The organism is Vibrio sp. NH-7 (assembly GCF_053643215.1).
The window spans coordinates 1462785-1483958 of sequence record NZ_CM132187.1 but is presented as its reverse complement, the minus strand read 5'-3'; the positions used below and the strand labels follow the sequence as shown (position 1 = coordinate 1483958).

General features: G+C 52.9%; 1 protein-coding gene. It reads right to left on the bottom strand.

Annotated features, from left to right (window positions below; genetic code table 11):
- Nucleotides 1-56: 56 nt before the first annotated feature.
- Nucleotides 57-20834: a Calx-beta domain-containing protein gene (locus ACUALS_RS06850; protein WP_454449182.1), complete on the bottom strand. Its 20778-nt coding sequence runs from the start codon at nucleotides 20832-20834 to the stop codon at nucleotides 57-59.
- Nucleotides 20835-21174: the final 340 nt, after the last annotated feature.

Sequence of the window (21174 nt, the reverse complement as noted above, 5' to 3'; positions counted from 1 at the left end):
CGAGGCTTTTTATTAAGGATGTTAACTGGGCTAACAGCAGCCCAGTTGTTACATACCTAGTCTTTTAAGTGACTGAGATTATCCATAAGGCTGTTAGTAACGTCAGCAGCTGATGCTCCATCAAAGTCGATAGTTAACGTTTGTCCACCTTTCACAATGGTCAAATGAGATGCGCTCTGATCGTCTGTTACCGTGATGGAAACATCACCAACTTGTCCGTGGAAGTCGCCACTTCCTAAATCAATTAGCAACTGACTGATGTCATCATTAGATAAGTCTTCAAACAAGTCACTAACATCAATAGAGTCACCTTCGCTAACATTAAAGTCCGTCACACGGTCTGTAGATGATTCCATCTCAGTCCACATGAAGATATCCGCATCATCACCACCAGTTAGGATGTCATTACCTAAACCGCCGACTAAGATATCCTCACCTTCACCGCCATCTAAGGTATCACTGCCACCATGACCGAATAAGATATCATCACCTTTTCCGCCATCAAGAACATCTGACTTGTCCCCAGTATGGCTTTGATCAAACTCTTGGATGTTATCTTTTACATAGTTGTGAATGTCTTCAGCGTCAACTGTTGAAATGTCTTGACCTGTTTGGCTAGCAACATGTGATTGAATTGCACTCAACCCCTGCTCGTTAGTGCCAAATTCAATCAAATCACCCAACAAGATATCATCACCTTCACCTCCACTCAGTGTATCTTCACCTTGTTTAAGTGGGACATCTTGACCAAGGATTGTCTCGGCAAGTTTAGTTACGTCAATATGCGAGTCAACCACGCCATCTGTATCATACTGTTGAAGTATGCTTCCACTAACACCACTGCCAATACCGATAGCTTCTACCGTCGACAACGCTGCCAGCACTTGATACATATGCTGAGCTTGCACTGAATTAGTACCTTCATCGTCATAGTATAAATTGCCGGATGATGAATCGATATCACCTATTTTCTGACCAGTAAATGGAGAGTAAATACCACCGTGGCTATCAATTAGAACGTTACCTTTGTAGTTCACGGTCTGACCGTAGGTGTAATTGAAGTCATTAACGATGTTCGCTAACGTCACCAACTCACCGTTTGAATCTACATCCAAAATCACTTTAGAAAATTGATTTTGAGGTATGTCGTCTAGATCTGTATGCCTATTCGGTTGTCCATCTGTAATAAAGTAAGTAATGTTCTGACCGTTTGGATTCGGCTGCCCACCAAACCAGTCTACTGCTGACTGCAAGCCAGATTCATAGTTTGTCGCACCCTTACCCTCATTTTCAATTGTATTAAGCTGCGTGACAAAGTCTTGTCTTGCTGTTGAAGAGCTCAAATCAACAGAAACGATAAAGGTAGCGCCTGTGGCAAATTCAGTTAATAGAACATTAACGGTGCCTGGTTGAGAACCTTGTGTCGCGGCAGCCTGTAGCTCATCAAATACATCTAGTATCTCTTGTTTTGCTGTACCAACCCAGTGCCCCATACTACCTGATGTATCAAGCACAAACGCAATGTTGTAATCTTCACCAGCAATTATCTCAATACCCTGAACATCGCCAACAATCAAATCATGATCCGCAGTGCCTGTAATTGTATCATCACCATGAGAGCCAGATTCCATCACGTAGTCACGCGCTGTGACATCAACAGTTTCAGTGGTAGATGCACTATCACTATTTGATGACTCTACCGACGTTGCGGTTACGCTTAGTGGGAAGTCGAGGCTACCCTCGTAGTCAAACGGTACCTTAATATCAAATGAAGCATTACCATTCGCATCGATTGGTACAAGGAACGTGCCGTCTGCCTCAGCGTCAATAGCTTGTCCATTAACATAGACTTCAATGCCTTCAGGAAGTCCATCTACTGTAACTGTCTGAACCAAGCTTTCGCTTCCGTCTGTATCAACGAGATCTACGTCTACATCAACTGGAATCGTTCTATCTTGAAGCACTTCATATGTACCATCAGGATTAAGCTCAATTACCTTATCAGCAAACACAACACGCTCAATTTCATACAGATGGTCACCGCGGTCTTCTTGACCTGTATGGTCATTCACTGAATCAACAGAGTTAGTATCTAATACAATCCAGTATGGAACACCACCTCCATGGTTGTCTTTGAAGGTAAACTTGTAGTCTTCAAAGTTTCCAGATAGATAAACGGTATCTGTACCATCATGGGCAGTGTTACTAGTCGCATCATCGCCATAGAATGAATCGTTTTGCGCACCACCAACAAAAGTGTCGTCACCGCCACCACCATACATGGTGTCGACGTTGTTTCCGCCCACAAAGAGCGTATCGGTGTCACTATAGTCATTGTTATTACCTAAGTGAGACGGTAGCGAATTGTCTAGTCCCATCTCAACGGCAAGGTCATTGTTTTCGGCTTGGGTCTTACCTACAGCAGCAATAACATCAGCGTGATGAACTGAAGTCGCATCTGATTTAACCATTTCGCCAAGCGTAATCTTAACAGTTGGAGCATCAGCGACCGCGATAACGTCGATGTCTAAGCTCTCTGTGGCACCTGTATTGGTTGTGTAGGTAATCGTTGGAACATCACCAGACCAATGTGTTGCTGGCTCGAAGCTATAGCTACCATCTTGATTCATTACCAAAATGCCTGCATCGATAGAAATCGTTTGGCCGACCGCATAATCGGTTCCATCAACAGTAATAAAGTCAACCTGAAGAACATTATCTCCATCAGTATCATTCTCTAATACATTACCTTGTAACGTATTATCTTCATTGACAGTTCCAGTATCAGCAACCGTATTCGTTACTAAGTTCTCATGAACAACTACATTAATCGTTGCGTGTGACTGAGCTGAGTCGCCATTTGAATCCTCTGTACTTGTCGCAGTCACGAATATAGTAAAGTCGTCATGGCTTCCTTGAGGAGGAGTGACAGTAAGGGAGTCAAGTGACCACCCCGTAACATCTACTGACTCATTTGCGCTACTTATTGTGACTGACGTATTACCATCAGAAATAATCGCGCCAACAGGAAGGCCTGCCAACGTCACAGCCAATGATTCTGAACCGTCGGTATCAGTCAGGCTCGCACGGATTTCAGACAATGGAATTTCTGTATCTTGAAGCCCTTCATTAACTTCATACGTTTCATAAAACTCAACGCCGTCCACTTCCTTAAGTTCCGAAGTACGAACGTCTGCGCTATCTAGCGAGCTCTCATCACGAACGATATAAAGGTTGCTATTGCTCAAGTCGACAGGTGTATTGCCATCTATGGAAACATTTACGTTGTAATTTCCAGGACCACTCTGATTATGGTGATAAATTTCTATTGGGTAGAAGCCAGATACTGACGGAACAAAGGCTCCACCTTTAATGTCACCACTGTCATTTCCCCATCGAGCTTCATCGACTAAAACTCCCCCAATTGTGATCGCCATGCTATCGTCAGCTGTTCCGACAAAATCATAGCTAGTTCCAGCTTCAAGGTATACCAACGCTGTAACTAACACAGCCTCATCTTGCAGTGTTGCGTTTGTACCCGTGTCTTCAGCATTTGCAGTCGTTGATTGCACGCCGTTTGCTGGGTCAAGTGCATCAATAGAATTAATGAGCACAAGACCAGCTACACCAAGCCCGTTGTGACCACCAATATTAACGTTATTCCACGTTGTAACGTTAAATTCTTGTTGAGGCAACGAAAGTCCAGGCGTAACCGTAGCAAGGTTTGGTTTGTCTGCGACAGGCGTAACATCAATCGTTAGTGTCGACTCTTGGCCTTCATCTTGACCATCTGTTGGTTTAAACCCAATTTGCGCATAGTCAGATGCTTGATCACCTACATTTGAACCACCGAAGCTATCATCACCAGACTCATTGTAATCAGGAGTGAAACGAACTTCATTTGAGTCAAATTGGTCTTTGCTTAGCACTTGTCCCTGCTGGACTGCTTGCCAAACACCTTGGGCATCTTGATACTCCAACACACCGTCAACTGGTACAGACGTAATAACAACAGACAAAGATGCATCTGGCGAGTCGACGTCTGAAATCCCAAACGATGACCATGCGAGCATCAAGGCCATGCCTTGAGCATCCTCCGCAATAGTCACCTCTGAAGGTGAAGCTTCCGGTGCATCGTTAACATTTGTCAACGAAACGTCAACCACAGCAGTGTCCTCACCGCCAGTACCATCTTTGACCTTGACGTTTAAGGTATAATCCCCCAGATGAGCATCATCGATTGTTTGATTGAGAGTGATATCACCACTTATAGGGTCGATATCAAATAATCCATTGCTCAACGAGCCATCAGCAAAACTATAGTGCAGGTCATCATTATCTTGATCTTCGGCCACGACAGTGCCAACAACTGTTCCACTTGTAGAGTTCTCACTTACAGAACCGAAATCATAACTATCAGCATTTGGCGCATCGCCGGCAGCGTCACCATCTGAAATGAATTCAGGAGCGTGTTGAGCGTCTTCCACGCTCACGCTGGCTTGAGAAGCGTTGCTATCAATCGTTGAGCCTGCACCGCTTGTGCTCACGAGTGTGATGTCTAAGTCTTCCGCACCTTCATAGATGCCGTCATCAAGCGTCTTGATGTCTAATGGGACCGACGTTTGACCCGCTGGAATCGTTACTGTGTAAGTCGCTGGCGCAATGTAATCGTCGCCATCCACGTCACCACCAATGGTGAACGTAACCACCACATCTTCTTGCGCCGCTTGGTCGATGCTCACGCTGAAGCTCGCATCGCCCCCTTCGGTCACGCTATCAGCGTCAGCACTGATGCTCACGTTCGGCGCATTTTGTGCATCGATAATATTAGCTTCAGCTGTAGCCTGACCATTCGTCGTCACGTTGTTCGACTCAGTGACCACAAGGCCAAAGGTCTCATCGCCTTCGTAGACGTCATCACCCGTAGTTGGGATCGTCACCGTAATGTCGGTGATGCCCGCAGGGATGGTCACGTTACCGTTGCCATCCACAGTCAGTGTTTGCGTTTGGTTGTTGCTGTCCACGTAGGTTACGACCATCTCGCCGATGTCACCCGCTTCGGCGCTGTAACCATCGGTGGTTGGTGCAAGGTTCACGACGACTGGCGCTTCGGTTTCGTTAGAGAGTGAAACGGTGAACACCGCATCGGTGCCTTCGTTCACGTCGCCACCGCCAGTGACAGTAAGCTCTGGCTTGTCATTATCTGGCGTGCCTGGACCTGGGCCCGTACCGTCGTCTTTGATGGTTGCGCTGCCGGTCGCACTGCCGTTTGACGTCACGTTGTTTGATTCAGTGACGACAAGACCAAAGGTCTCGTCGCCTTCGTAGACGTTATCGCCCGTGGTTGGGATGGTCACCGTAATGTCGGTGATGCCCGCTGGGATGGTCACATTGCCGCTGCCATCGACCGTCAGTGTTTGCGTTTGGTTGTTGCTGTCCACGTAGGTTACGACCATCTCACCGATGTCACCCGCTTCCGCCGTGTAACCGTCCGTCGTTGGCGCAAGGTTGACCACCACTGGCGCTTCGGTCTCGTTAGAGAGTGAAACCGTGAATACGGCGTCAGTGCCTTCGTTCACATCACCACCGCCAGTGACAGTAAGCTCTGGCTTGTCGTTATCTGGCGTACCCGGACCAGGGCCCGTACCGTCGTCTTTGATGGTGGCAGTACCTGTTGCCGTGCCGTTTGAAGTGACATTGTTACTTTCAGTGACCACAAGACCAAAGGTCTCGTCGCCTTCGTAGACGTTATCGCCCGTAGTTGGGACGGTCACGGTAATGTCAGTGATGCCCGCAGGGATAGTCACGTTGCCGCTGCCATCGACCGTCAGTGTTTGCGTTTGGTTGTTGCTGTCGACATACGTCACGACCATCTCGCCGATGTCACCCGCTTCCGCGGTGTAACCGTCCGTCGTTGGCGCAAGGTTTACGACGACTGGCGCTTCGGTTTCGTTTGAAAGCGAGACAGTGAACACAGCGTCAGTGCCTTCGTTTACATCACCACCGCCAGTGACAGACAGCGTCGGCTTGTCGTTGTCTGGCGTACCCGGTCCTGGGCCCGTACCGTCGTCTTTGATGGTTGCGGTGCCGGTCGCCGTGCCGTTGGTTGTGACGTTGTTACTCTCAGTAACTACAAGACCAAAGGTCTCATCACCTTCGTAGACATCGTCGCCTGTAGTTGGGATAGTCACGGTAATGTCGGTGATGCCCGCTGGGATGGTTACGTTGCCGCTGCCATCGACCGTCAGTGTTTGCGTTTGGTTATTGCTATCAACGTAAGTCACGACCATCTCACCAATGTCACCCGCTTCTGCCGTGTAGCCGTCGGTGGTTGGCGCTAGGTTGACCATCACTGGCGCTTCGGTTTCATTCGATAGCGAGACAGTGAATACCGCATCGGTACCTTCGTTCACATCACCACCGCCAGTGACAGTAAGCTCTGGCTTGTCGTTATCTGGCGTGCCTGGACCTGGGCCCGTACCGTCGTCTTTGATGGTTGCGGTACCGGTTGCTGCACCGTTTGAGGTGACGTTGTTCGATTCCGTCACCACAAGGCCAAAGGTTTCGTCACCTTCGTAGACATCATCGCCCGTGGTTGGGATGGTCACGGTAATGTCAGTGATGCCCGCTGGGATGGTCACGTTGCCGCTGCCATCAACCGTCAGTGTTTGCGTTTGATTGTTGCTGTCGACATACGTCACGACCATCTCGCCGATGTCACCCGCTTCCGCGGTGTAACCGTCCGTCGTTGGCGCAAGGTTTACGACGACTGGCGCTTCGGTTTCGTTAGAGAGTGAAACGGTGAAGACCGCATCGGTGCCTTCGTTCACGTCGCCACCGCCAGTGACGCTAAGCTCAGGCTTGTCGTTGTCTGGGGTACCCGGACCAGGGCCCGTACCGTCGTCTTTGATGGTGGCAGTACCTGTTGCCGTGCCGTTTGAAGTGACATTGTTACTTTCAGTGACCACAAGACCAAAGGTCTCGTCGCCTTCGTAGACGTTATCGCCCGTAGTTGGGATGGTCACGGTAATGTCAGTGATGCCCGCAGGGATAGTCACGTTGCCGCTGCCATCGACCGTCAGTGTTTGCGTTTGGTTGTTGCTGTCGACATACGTCACGACCATCTCGCCGATGTCACCCGCTTCCGCGGTGTAACCGTCCGTCGTTGGCGCAAGGTTTACGACGACTGGCGCTTCGGTTTCGTTTGAAAGCGAGACAGTGAACACAGCGTCAGTGCCTTCGTTTACATCACCACCGCCAGTGACAGACAGCGTCGGCTTGTCGTTGTCTGGCGTACCCGGTCCTGGGCCCGTACCGTCGTCTTTGATGGTTGCGGTGCCGGTCGCCGTGCCGTTGGTTGTGACGTTGTTACTCTCAGTAACTACAAGACCAAAGGTCTCATCACCTTCGTAGACATCGTCGCCTGTAGTTGGGATAGTCACGGTAATGTCGGTGATACCTGCAGGGATGGTCACGTTGCCGCTGCCATCGACCGTCAGTGTTTGCGTTTGGTTATTGCTATCAACGTAAGTCACGACCATCTCACCGATGTCACCCGCTTCCGCCGTGTAACCGTCGGTGGTTGGCGCAAGGTTCACGACCACTGGCGCTTCGGTTTCATTAGAGAGTGCAACCGTAAACACCGCGTCAGTGCCTTCGTTTACGTCACCACCGCCAGTGACAGTAAGCTCTGGCTTGTCGTTGTCTGGCGTACCTGGACCTGGGTCCGTACCGTCGTCTTTGATGGTCGCGGTACCGGTCGCACTGCCGTTTGAGGTCACGTTGTTTGATTCTGTCACCACAAGACCGAACGTCTCGTCGCCTTCGTAGACATCATCGCCCGTGGTTGGGATGGTGACCGTAATGTCGGTGACACCCGCTGGGATCGTCACGTTGCCGCTGCCATCCACGGTCAGTGTTTGAGTCTGGTTGTTGCTATCGACATACGTCACGACCATCTCGCCGATGTCACCCGCTTCGGCGGTGTAGTTACCGTCGGTGGTTGGTGCAAGGTTTACGACGACTGGCGCTTCGGTTTCGTTAGAGAGTGAAACGGTGAAGACCGCATCGGTGCCTTCGTTCACGTCGCCACCGCCAGTGACGCTAAGCTCAGGCTTGTCGTTGTCTGGGGTACCCGGACCAGGGCCCGTACCGTCGTCTTTGATGGTGGCAGTACCTGTTGCCGTGCCGTTTGAAGTGACATTGTTACTTTCAGTGACCACAAGACCAAAGGTCTCGTCGCCTTCGTAGACGTTATCGCCCGTAGTTGGGATGGTCACGGTAATGTCAGTGATGCCCGCAGGGATAGTCACGTTGCCGCTGCCATCGACAGTCAGTGTTTGCGTTTGGTTGTTGCTGTCGACGTACGTTACCACCATCTCACCGATGTCACCCGCTTCTGCCGTGTAACCATCAGTGGTTGGCGCAAGGTTGATCACCACTGGTGCTTCCGTTTCATTCGACAGCGAGACAGTGAATACGGCGTCGGTGCCTTCGTTTACCTCACCCGCGTCCGTCACAGACAGGGTTGGTTTACCAGAACTATCATCTTGGATCGTCGCTGTACCAGTAGCAGAGCCATTCGTGGTCACACCATTATTTTCGGTTACGACTAAGCCGAACGTCTCATCGCCTTCGTAGACGTTATCGCCCGTAGTTGGGATAGTGACGGTAATGTCAGTGATGCCCGCAGGGATGGTCACGTTGCCGCTGCCATCGACCGTCAGTGTTTGCGTTTGGTTATTGCTGTCAACGTAGGTCACGACCATCTCGCCGATGTCACCCGCTTCTGCCGTGTAACCGTCGGTGGTGGGCGCTAGGTTGACCACCACTGGCGCTTCAGTCTCGTTAGAGAGTGAAACCGTGAACACGGCATCAGTGCCTTCGTTCACATCACCACCGCCTGTAACGGTAAGCTCAGGCTTATCGTTGTCTGGCGTGCCTGGACCTGGGCCCGTACCGTCGTCTTTGATGGTTGCGCTGCCCGTCGCACTGCCGTTGGTTGTGACGTTGTTCGATTCGGTGACGACTAATCCAAACGTCTCATCGCCTTCGTAGACGTCATCGCCCGTAGTTGGGATAGTCACCGTAATGTCGGTGATGCCCGCTGGGATAGTCACGTTACCGCTGCCATCGACCGTCAGTGTTTGCGTCTGGTTGTTGCTGTCGACATACGTCACGACCATCTCGCCGATATCACCCGCTTCGGCGGTGTAACCGTCGGTGGTTGGCGCAAGGTTGACCATCACTGGCGCTTCGGTTTCATTCGACAGCGATACGGTGAATACCGCATCAGTGCCTTCGTTTACGTCACCACCGCCCGTCACGGTAAGCTCTGGCTTGTCGTTATCTGGCGTGCCTGGACCTGGGCCCGTACCGTCGTCTTTGATGGTTGCGGTACCGGTTGCTGCACCGTTTGAGGTGACGTTGTTTGATTCTGTCACCACAAGACCGAACGTCTCGTCGCCTTCGTAGACGTTATCGCCCGTAGTTGGGATGGTCACGGTAATGTCGGTGATACCCGCTGGGATGGTCACGTTGCCGCTGCCGTCAACCGTCAGTGTTTGCGTTTGGTTATTGCTGTCAACGTAAGTCACGACCATCTTGCCGATGTCACCCGCTTCTGCCGTGTAACCATCAGTGGTTGGCGCTAGGTTGACCACCACTGGCGCTTCGGTTTCATTGGAAAGCGAGACAGTGAACACAGCATCAGTGCCTTCGTTTACATCGCCACCGCCAGTAACGCTAAGCTCAGGCTTGTCGTTGTCTGGGGTACCCGGACCAGGGCCCGTACCGTCGTCTTTGATGGTGGCAGTACCGGTCGCACTGCCGTTTGACGTCACGTTGTTACTCTCAGTGACCACAAGACCGAACGTCTCGTCGCCTTCGTAGACGTTATCGCCCGTAGTTGGGATGGTCACGGTAATGTCGGTGATACCCGCTGGGATGGTCACGTTGCCGCTGCCGTCCACAGTCAGTGTTTGCGTTTGGTTATTGCTGTCGACATACGTCACGACCATCTCACCGATGTCACCCGCTTCCGCCGTGTAACCGTCAGTGGTTGGCGCTAGGTTCACGACCACTGGCGCTTCGGTTTCATTCGATAGCGAGACAGTGAAGACCGCGTCAGTGCCTTCGTTTACGTCACCACCGCCAGTGACAGTAAGCTCTGGCTTGTCGTTGTCTGGGGTACCCGGACCTGGGCCCGTACCGTCGTCTTTGATGGTTGCGGTGCCGGTCGCCGTGCCGTTTGAGGTCACGTTGTTTGATTCTGTCACCACAAGACCGAACGTCTCGTCACCTTCGTAGACATCATCTCCCGTGGTTGGGATGGTCACCGTAATGTCGGTGATGCCCGCTGGGATGGTTACGTTGCCGCTGCCATCAACCGTCAGTGTTTGCGTTTGGTTATTGCTATCAACGTAAGTCACGACCATCTCACCAATGTCACCCGCTTCTGCCGTGTAACCGTCGGTGGTTGGCGCAAGGTTCACGACCACTGGCGCTTCGGTTTCATTAGAGAGTGCAACCGTAAACACCGCGTCAGTGCCTTCGTTTACGTCACCACCGCCAGTGACAGTAAGCTCTGGCTTGTCGTTGTCTGGCGTACCTGGACCTGGGCCCGTACCGTCGTCTTTGATGGTCGCGGTACCGGTCGCACTGCCGTTTGAGGTCACGTTGTTTGATTCTGTCACCACAAGACCGAACGTCTCGTCGCCTTCGTAGACATCATCGCCCGTGGTTGGGATGGTGACCGTAATGTCGGTGACACCCGCTGGGATCGTCACGTTGCCGCTGCCATCCACGGTCAGTGTTTGAGTCTGGTTGTTGCTATCGACATACGTCACGACCATCTCGCCGATGTCACCCGCTTCGGCGGTGTAGTTACCGTCGGTGGTTGGTGCAAGGTTTACGACGACTGGCGCTTCAGTTTCGTTAGAGAGTGAAACCGTGAACACGGCATCAGTGCCTTCGTTGACATCACCCGCGTCCGTCACAGACAGGGTCGGCTTGTCGTTATCTGGCGTACCCGGACCTGGGCCCGTACCGTCGTCTTTGATGGTTGCGGTACCGGTCGCACTGCCGTTTGAGGTCACGTTGTTACTCTCTGTCACCACAAGACCAAAGGTCTCGTCACCTTCGTAGACATCATCACCCGTAGTTGGGATGGTCACGGTAATGTCGGTGATGCCCGCAGGGATGGTCACGTTGCCGCTGCCGTCCACGGTCAGTGTTTGCGTCTGGTTATTACTGTCGACGTAAGTCACGACCATCTCACCGATGTCACCCGCTTCCGCGGTGTAACCGTCGGCGGTTGGCGCAAGGTTGACCACCACTGGCGCTTCGGTCTCGTTAGAGAGTGAAACCGTGAACACGGCATCAGTGCCTTCGTTGACATCACCCGCGTCCGTCACAGACAGGGTCGGCTTGTCGTTATCTGGCGTACCCGGACCTGGGCCCGTACCGTCGTCTTTGATGGTCGCGCTGCCCGTCGCACTGCCGTTTGAGGTGACGTTGTTCGATTCAGTGACCACAAGACCAAAGGTCTCGTCGCCTTCGTAGACATCATCGCCCGTGGTTGGGATGGTCACGGTAATGTCGGTGATACCCGCAGGGATGGTCACGTTGCCGCTGCCATCGACCGTCAGTGTTTGCGTTTGGTTATTACTGTCAACGTAAGTCACGACCATCTCGCCGATGTCACCCGCTTCAGCCGTGTAACCGTCGGTGGTTGGCGCAAGGTTCACGACCACTGGCGCTTCGGCTTCGTTAGAGAGTGAAACCGTAAACACCGCGTCAGTGCCTTCGTTGACGTCACCCGCGTCCGTCACAGACAGGGTTGGTTTACCAGAACTATCATCTTGGATCGTCGCTGTACCAGTAGCAGAGCCATTCGTGGTCACACCATTATTTTCGGTTACGACTAAGCCGAACGTCTCATCGCCTTCGTAGACATCATCGCCCGTGGTTGGGATAGTCACGGTAATGTCGGTGATACCCGCTGGGATGGTCACGTTGCCGCTGCCGTCCACAGTCAGTGTTTGCGTTTGGTTGTTGCTGTCGACATACGTCACGACCATCTCACCGATGTCACCCGCTTCCGCCGTGTAACCGTCAGTGGTTGGCGCTAGGTTCACGACCACTGGCGCTTCGGTTTCATTCGATAGCGAGACCGTGAAGACCGCGTCAGTGCCTTCGTTTACGTCACCACCGCCAGTGACAGTAAGCTCTGGCTTGTCGTTGTCTGGGGTACCCGGACCTGGGCCCGTACCGTCGTCTTTGATGGTCGCGCTGCCCGTCGCACTGCCGTTTGAGGTGACGTTGTTACTCTCAGTAACTACAAGACCAAAGGTCTCATCACCTTCGTAGACATCGTCGCCTGTAGTTGGGATAGTCACGGTAATGTCGGTGATACCTGCAGGGATGGTCACGTTGCCGCTGCCGTCCACAGTCAGTGTTTGCGTTTGGTTGTTGCTGTCGACATACGTCACGACCATCTCACCGATGTCACCCGCTTCCGCCGTGTAACCGTCAGTGGTTGGCGCTAGGTTCACGACCACTGGCGCTTCGGTTTCATTCGATAGCGAGACCGTGAAGACCGCGTCAGTGCCTTCGTTCACATCGCCACCGCCAGTAACGCTAAGCTCTGGCTTATCGTTATCTGGGGTACCCGGACCTGGGCCTGTACCGTCGTCTTTGATGGTTGCGGTGCCTGTTGCCGTGCCGTTTGAGGTCACGTTGTTACTCTCGGTGACCACAAGACCAAAGGTCTCGTCACCTTCGTAGACATCATCGCCCGTGGTTGGGATGGTGACCGTAATGTCGGTGATACCCGCTGGGATGGTTACGTTACCGCCGCCATCCACGGTCAGTGTTTGCGTTTGATTGTTGCTGTCGACATACGTCACGACCATCTCGCCGATGTCACCCGCTTTCGCGGTGTAACCGTCCGTCGTTGGCGCAAGGTTTACGACGACTGGCGCTTCGGTTTCGTTAGAGAGTGAAACGGTGAAGACCGCATCGGTGCCTTCGTTCACGTCGCCACCGCCAGTGACGCTAAGCTCAGGCTTGTCGTTGTCTGGGGTACCCGGACCAGGGCCCGTACCGTCGTCTTTGATGGTGGCAGTACCTGTTGCCGTGCCGTTTGAAGTGACATTGTTACTTTCAGTGACCACAAGACCAAAGGTCTCGTCGCCTTCGTAGACGTTATCGCCCGTAGTTGGGATGGTCACGGTAATGTCAGTGATGCCCGCAGGGATAGTCACGTTGCCGCTGCCATCGACCGTCAGTGTTTGCGTTTGGTTGTTGCTGTCGACATACGTCACGACCATCTCGCCGATGTCACCCGCTTCCGCGGTGTAACCGTCCGTCGTTGGCGCAAGGTTTACGACGACTGGCGCTTCGGTTTCGTTTGAAAGCGAGACAGTGAACACAGCGTCAGTGCCTTCGTTTACATCACCACCGCCAGTGACAGTAAGCTCTGGCTTGTCATTATCTGGCGTGCCTGGACCTGGGCCCGTACCGTCGTCTTTGATGGTTGCGCTGCCGGTCGCACTGCCGTTTGAGGTGACGTTGTTTGATTCTGTCACCACAAGACCAAAGGTCTCGTCGCCTTCGTAGACGTCATCGCCCGTGGTTGGGATGGTCACCGTAATGTCGGTGATGCCCGCTGGGATGGTCACGTTGCCGCTGCCGTCCACAGTGAGCGTTTGCGTTTGGTTGTTGCTGTCGACATACGTCACGACCATCTCACCGATGTCACCCGCTTCTGCCGTGTAACCATCGGTGGTTGGTGTAAGGTTGACCACCACTGGCGCTTCGGTTTCGTTAGAGAGTGACACAGTAAATACCGCGTCAGTACCTTCGTTTACGTCACCGGCGTCCGTTACAGACAGCGTTGGTTTACCAGAACTATCATCTTGGATCGTCGCCGTACCAGTAGCAGAGCCATTCGTGGTCACACCATTATTTTCGGTTACGACTAAGCCGAACGTCTCGTCGCCTTCGTAGACGTTATCGCCCGTGGTTGGGATGGTCACGGTAATGTCAGTGATGCCCGCTGGGATAGTCACGTTACCGCTGCCATCGACCGTCAGCGTTTGCGTCTGGTTATTGCTATCAACGTAAGTCACGACCATCTCACCAATGTCACCCGCTTCTGCCGTGTAGCCGTCGGTGGTTGGCGCTAGGTTGACCATCACTGGCGCTTCGGTTTCATTCGATAGCGAGACAGTGAATACCGCATCGGTACCTTCGTTCACATCACCACCGCCAGTGACAGTAAGCTCTGGCTTGTCGTTATCTGGCGTGCCTGGACCTGGGCCCGTACCGTCGTCTTTGATGGTTGCGGTACCGGTTGCTGCACCGTTTGAGGTGACGTTGTTCGATTCCGTCACCACAAGGCCAAAGGTTTCGTCACCTTCGTAGACATCATCGCCCGTGGTTGGGATGGTCACGGTAATGTCAGTGATGCCCGCTGGGATGGTCACGTTGCCGCTGCCATCAACCGTCAGTGTTTGCGTTTGATTGTTGCTGTCGACATACGTCACGACCATCTCGCCGATGTCACCCGCTTCCGCCGTGTAACCGTCCGTCGTTGGCGCAAGGTTTACGACGACTGGCGCTTCGGTTTCGTTAGAGAGTGAAACGGTGAAGACCGCATCGGTGCCTTCGTTCACGTCGCCACCGCCAGTGACGCTAAGCTCAGGCTTGTCGTTGTCTGGGGTACCCGGACCAGGGCCCGTACCGTCGTCTTTGATGGTGGCAGTACCTGTTGCCGTGCCGTTTGAAGTGACATTGTTACTTTCAGTGACCACAAGACCAAAGGTCTCGTCGCCTTCGTAGACGTTATCGCCCGTAGTTGGGACGGTCACGGTAATGTCAGTGATGCCCGCAGGGATAGTCACGTTGCCGCTGCCATCGACCGTCAGTGTTTGCGTTTGGTTGTTGCTGTCGACATACGTCACGACCATCTCGCCGATGTCACCCGCTTCCGCGGTGTAACCGTCCGTCGTTGGCGCAAGGTTTACGACGACTGGCGCTTCGGTTTCGTTTGAAAGCGAGACAGTGAACACAGCGTCAGTGCCTTCGTTTACATCACCACCGCCAGTGACAGACAGCGTCGGCTTGTCGTTGTCTGGCGTACCCGGTCCTGGGCCCGTACCGTCGTCTTTGATGGTTGCGGTGCCGGTCGCCGTGCCGTTGGTTGTGACGTTGTTACTCTCAGTAACTACAAGACCAAAGGTCTCATCACCTTCGTAGACATCGTCGCCTGTAGTTGGGATAGTCACGGTAATGTCGGTGATACCTGCAGGGATGGTCACGTTGCCGCTGCCATCGACCGTCAGTGTTTGCGTTTGGTTATTGCTATCAACGTAAGTCACGACCATCTCACCGATGTCACCCGCTTCCGCCGTGTAACCGTCGGTGGTTGGCGCAAGGTTCACGACCACTGGCGCTTCGGTTTCATTCGATAGCGAGACAGTGAAGACCGCGTCAGTGCCTTCGTTCACATCGCCACCGCCAGTAACGCTAAGCTCTGGCTTATCGTTATCTGGGGTACCCGGACCTGGGCCCGTACCGTCGTCTTTGATGGTTGCGGTGCCTGTTGCCGTGCCGTTTGAGGTCACGTTGTTACTCTCGGTGACCACAAGACCAAAGGTCTCGTCACCTTCGTAGACGTTATCGCCCGTGGTTGGGATGGTCACGGTAATGTCAGTGATGCCCGCAGGGATAGTCACGTTGCCGCTGCCATCGACAGTCAGTGTTTGCGTTTGGTTGTTGCTGTCAACATACGTCACGACCATCTCGCCGATATCACCCGCTTCAGCGGTGTAGTTACCGTCGGTGGTTGGTGCAAGGTTCACCACCACTGGTGCTTCGGTTTCGTTCGACAGAGATACCGTGAACACCGCATTGCTGCCTTCGTTGACGTCACCCGCATCTGTCACAGACAGGGTTGGTTTGTCGTTATCTGGGGTACCCGGACCTGGGCCCGTACCGTCGTCTTTGATGGTGGCGGTACCGGTCGCCGTGCCGTTCGTCGTCACGTTGTTGGATTCGGTTACGACTAAGCCAAACGTCTCATCGCCTTCGTAGACGTCATCGCCCGTGGTTGGGATGGTCACGGTAATGTCAGTGATGCCCGCTGGGATGGTCACGTTGCCGCTGCCATCGACCGTCAGTGTTTGCGTCTGGTTGTTGCTGTCAACATACGTCACGACCATCTCGCCGATATCACCCGCTTCAGCGGTGTAGTTACCGTCGGTGGTTGGTGCAAGGTTCACCACCACTGGTGCTTCGGTTTCGTTCGACAGAGATACCGTGAACACCGCATTGCTGCCTTCGTTGACGTCACCCGCATCTGTCACAGACAGGGTTGGTTTATCGTTATCTGGGGTACCCGGACCTGGGCCCGTACCGTCGTCTTTGATGGTGGCGATACCGATCGCCGTGCCGTTTGAGGTGGCGTTGTTCGAATCAGTGACCACAAGACCAAAGGTCTCGTCGCCTTCGTAGACGTCATCACCCGTAGTTGGGATAGTCACGGTAATGTCGGTGATGCCCGCAGGAATGGTCACGTTGCCGCTGCCATCCACGGTCAGTGTTTGGGTCTGGTTATTGCTATCAACGTAAGTCACGACCATCTCGCCGATATCACCCGCTTCCGCGGTGTAACCGTCCGTCGTTGGCGCAAGGTTTACGACGACTGGCGCTTCGGTTTCATTCGACAGCGAGACCGTGAATACGGCGTCAGTGCCTTCGTTCACATCACCCGCGTCTGTCACAGACAGGGTTGGCTTGTCATTATCTGGCGTGCCAGGACCTGGGCCCGTACCGTCGTCTTTGATGGTCGCGGTACCCGTCGCACTGCCGTTTGACGTCACGTTGTTTGATTCTGTCACCACAAGACCAAAGGTCTCATCGCCTTCGTAGACATCATCTCCCGTGGTTGGGATGGTCACGGTAATGTCAGTAATGCCCGCTGGGATAGTCACGTTGCCGCTGCCATCGACCGTCAGTGTTTGCGTCTGGTTATTGCTATCAACGTAAGTCACGACCATCTCGCCGATATCACCCGCTTCGGCGGTGTAGTTACCGTCGGTGGTTGGTGCAAGGTTTACGACGACTGGCGCTTCGGTTTCATTCGATAGCGAGACCGTGAATACGGCGTCAGTGCCTTCGTTCACATCGCCACCGCCAGTGACAGTAAGCTCAGGCTTGTCGTTGTCTGGGGTACCCGGACCTGGGCCCGTACCGTCGTCTTTGATGGTTGCGCTGCCGGTCGCACTGCCGTTTGAGGTCACGTTGTTCGATTCCGTCACTACAAGACCAAAGGTTTCGTCACCTTCGTAGACATCATCGCCCGTAGTTGGGATGGTCACGGTAATGTCGGTGATGCCCGCTGGGATAGTCACGTTGCCGCTGCCATCGACCGTCAAGGTCTGGGTTTGGTTATTGCTGTCGACATACGTCACGACCATCTCACCAATGTCACCCGCTTCCGCGCTGTAACCGTCAGTGGTTGGTGCAAGGTTGACCACCACTGGCGCTTCCGTTTCATTCGACAGCGAGACAGTGAATACCGCATCAGTGCCTTCGTTTACGTCACCCGCGTCCGTCACAGACAGGGTTGGTTTACCAGAACTATCATCTTGGATCGTCGCTGTACCAGTAGCAGAGCCATTCGTGGTCACACCATTATTTTCGGTTACGACTAAGCCGAACGTCTCATCGCCTTCGTAGACGTTATCGCCCGTAGTTGGGATATTCACGGTAATGTCGGTGATACCTGCAGGGATGGTCACGTTGCCGCTACCGTCCACGGTCAGTGTTTGCGTCTGGTTATTGCTGTCGACGTAGGTCACAACCATCTCACCGATGTCACCCGCTTCCGCAGTGTAACCGTCAGTGGTTGGCGCAAGGTTGACCACCACTGGTGCTTCGGTTTCATTCGATAGCGAGACCGTGAACACCGCGTCAGTGCCTTCGTTCACATCACCACCGCCAGTAACAGTAAGCTCTGGCTTGTCGTTATCTGGCGTGCCTGGACCTGGGCCCGTACCGTCGTCTTTGATGGTTGCGGTACCGGTCGCACTGCCGTTTGAGGTGACGTTGTTCGATTCAGTAACTACAAGACCAAAGGTTTCGTCACCTTCGTAGACATCATCGCCCGTAGTTGGGATGGTCACGGTAATGTCGGTGATGCCCGCTGGGATAGTCACGTTGCCGCTGCCATCCACAGTCAGTGTTTGCGTTTGGTTGTTGCTGTCGACGTAGGTCACGACCATCTCACCAATGTCACCCGCTTCGGCCGTGTAACCGTCGGTCGTTGGCGCAAGGTTGACCACCACTGGCGCTTCGGTCTCGTTAGAGAGTGAAACCGTGAATACGGCGTCAGTGCCTTCGTTCACATCACCACCGCCTGTCACGGTAAGCTCAGGCTTGTCGTTGTCTGGCGTGCCTGGACCTGGGCCCGTACCGTCGTCTTTGATGGTGGCGGTGCCTGTTGCCGTGCCGTTTGAGGTCACGTTGTTCGATTCCGTCACCACAAGACCAAAGGTCTCGTCACCTTCGTAGACGTTATCGCCCGTAGTTGGGATAGTCACGGTAATGTCGGTGATGCCCGCAGGGATGGTCACGTTGCCGCTGCCATCGACCGTCAGTGTTTGCGTTTGGTTATTGCTGTCGACATACGTCACGACCATCTCACCAATGTCACCCGCTTCGGCGGTGTAACCGTCGGTGGTTGGCGCAAGGTTGACCACCACTGGCGCTTCCGTTTCATTCGATAGCGAGACCGTGAATACGGCGTCAGTGCCTTCGTTCACATTGCCACCGCCAGTGACAGTAAGCTCTGGCTTATCGTTATCTGGCGTACCTGGACCTGGGCCCGTACCGTCGTCTTTGATGGTTGCGGTACCGGTTGCTGCACCGTTTGACGTGACGTTGTTCGATTCAGTGACCACAAGACCAAAGGTCTCGTCACCTTCGTAGACGTTATCGCCCGTGGTTGGGATGGTCACCGTAATGTCGGAGATGCCCGCTGGGATGGTCACGTTGCCGCTGCCATCCACCGTGAGCGTTTGCGTCTGGTTATTGCTGTCGACATACGTCACGACCATCTCGCCGATGTCACCCGCTTCGGCGGTGTAACCATCGGTGGTTGGCGCAAGGTTCACGACCACTGGCGCTTCGGTCTCGTTAGAGAGTGAAACGGTGAACACCGCGTCGGTGCCTTCGTTCACATCACCACCGCCCGTCACGGTAAGCTCTGGCTTATCGTTATCTGGCGTGCCTGGACCTGGGCCCGTACCGTCGTCTTTGATGGTTGCCGTGCCGGTCGCGCTGCCGTTTGACGTCACGTTGTTCGATTCAGTGACCACAAGACCAAAGGTCTCGTCGCCTTCGTAGACGTCGTCACCCGTGGTTGGGATCGTCACCGTAATGTCGGTGATGCCCGCAGGGATGGTCACGTTGCCGCTGCCATCCAACGCAAGAGTTTGCGTCTGGTTATTGCTGTCGACGTAGGTCACCACCATCTCGCCGATGTCACCCGCTTCCGCGGTGTAACCGTCGGTGGTTGGCGCAAGGTTGACCACCACTGGCGCTTCGGTCTCGTTAGAGAGTGAAACAGTGAATACGGCGTCAGTGCCTTCGTTCACATCGCCACCGCCCGTAACGGTAAGCTCAGGCTTATCGTTATCTGGGGTACCCGGACCTGGGCCCATACCGTCGTCTTTGATGGTTGCCGTACCGGTCGCGCTGCCAATCAAACCATCAACAGGCTCAACGACTAAGTTGAAATCTTCATCGCCTTCGAAGACAGAGTCATCAATGGTACTAATAGATACAATAATTGATGTTTCACCAGCAGGAATTGTTACCGTTCCATCAGGATTAACGGTCAAAACCGTTCCGTTTGGCGTGGTAACTGTGATATCGCCTAAGTCTTCGCTTTCAGCGCTTCCCGTTACAACGGTTAATTTAACTGTCGTGTCTTGATTCGATGGCTTGTCTAGATCAATAGTAAATTCTGCACTATTCCCTTCATTAACGTCGCCACCACCACTAACACTTAGCTCTGGGATAGGATTAACACCTACATTGACGGTGATTTGATCAGTACCGCCGTTTCCATCGCTAACTGTCACTTGGAAGCTATCGCCGCCATCAAAGTTGTTGTTAGGTGTGTAGGTCCAAGAGCCGTCTGGATTTACAGTAACGGTGCCATTGGTAGGAGGCTGGGTTTGCGTAAAGGTTAGGTCGTCTCCGTCTGGGTCAGTTGCGATTAACTGCCCTGAGACTGGGGTATCTTCGTCCGTTGAAACTTGTATATCATTGCCTAGAGGCGTCGAATTTCCATCGACAAAAACAGGCGGCTGTTGAAGAATTTGGAATTGCTCAAGTAAAGAGAGGCTCTGAGTTTCTGAAAGACCCAGCGATGCGAAACCTTGAGTAACGAATTCGGTAGAGGCAATGGTTTCAGTACCGTCACGGGCTACAGTGCCTGAAGCGGTCAGACTGGAGCCACTTTGGCCACCAGCCGCAGTAGCAAACTCTTCACCCAACTGTGTTGGGTCTTGGCCGTCTTCTAATGCTGCAAAGATATCTTCCAATTCACTGGTAATATCCTGCGCAGCACCATCATCACCGATCAGTTCAGCACTAATTTGAGGCTCACCGTTAAAGAGCACTTCTTCATTGTTAAGCACTACCTCACCCGGTCTCGGAGTTTCACCTTCGAGAAGAAGTCGTACGTTACCATTAGTATCGATTACAACTATTTGTCCACTAGCTAGATTGCTTAACGCCACGTATGCACCAAAACCCATAAACGAGCCCCTAATCCTTTACTACCTCTATCGTCTTGTTTCAAAACGACAATAAATTGGCAATGTTACTATTTATATTCAGTATAAATTAACATTATTGATAAATTAGCAAAACTAATTTTTCGCCCTCTATCTGCAACCAATAAAAAACATGTTGCATTACTCAATCATAAATATTGAATGAAGATCTCAATTGTATCAGTTTATAAAAGGTATGGCGCTCCTTAAACCAATTACGGTAGGCTGACTCACAGATTTATCAACATCGCTGTTTTTTAAGCCATTTATTGTTGTTTCTATTAGATAACTGAATCGATTAGTGTTACTTTATTGACGTTTA

Bases quoted from the DNA above. Each gene is read 5' to 3' on its own strand.
- ACUALS_RS06850 (WP_454449182.1), bottom strand. From the start codon at position 20,834: ATGGGTTTTGGTGCATACGTGGCGTTAAGCAATCTAGCTAGTGGACAA.